Raw genomic sequence first — 390 nt, forward strand, 5'->3', positions numbered from 1 at the left:
CGGTCATGATCGGCATGCACTTGATCGAGGGGTCCTCGACGTCGGCGGGCATGTCTTCCTCGCGGATGTCGACGGGCATCCACTGCCAGGCGCCCGCCGGTGACTTCTTGAGTTCCCACTCGTAGCCGAAGAGCAGCTCGAACCAGCCCATGTCCCACTGGGTGGGGTTCTTGGTCCAGGCGCCCTCGATGCCGGACACGACCGTGTCACGGCCGATACCGCGGCCCTTGGTGTTCATCCAGCCCATGCCCTGCGCGGTCACGTCGGCAGCCTCGGGATCCTCGGAGAGGTTCGCCGCATCGCCGTTGCCGTGCGCCTTGCCGATGGTGTGGCCACCGGCGGTCAGCGCCGCGGTTTCCTCGTCGTTCATCGCCATGCGGGCAAAGGTCT

Annotated in this window: 1 protein-coding gene; it reads right to left on the reverse strand. The window is 66.7% G+C overall.

Annotated features, from left to right (window positions below):
• Positions 1-390: peroxidase family protein (locus tag CLG85_RS27220; RefSeq protein WP_311735049.1), on the reverse strand; the 390-nt coding region annotated here is incomplete at both ends.

The sequence above is a fragment of the Alloyangia mangrovi genome, from assembly GCF_002300555.2.
In the GTDB taxonomy this organism is placed as follows: domain Bacteria; phylum Pseudomonadota; class Alphaproteobacteria; order Rhodobacterales; family Rhodobacteraceae; genus Salipiger; species Salipiger mangrovi.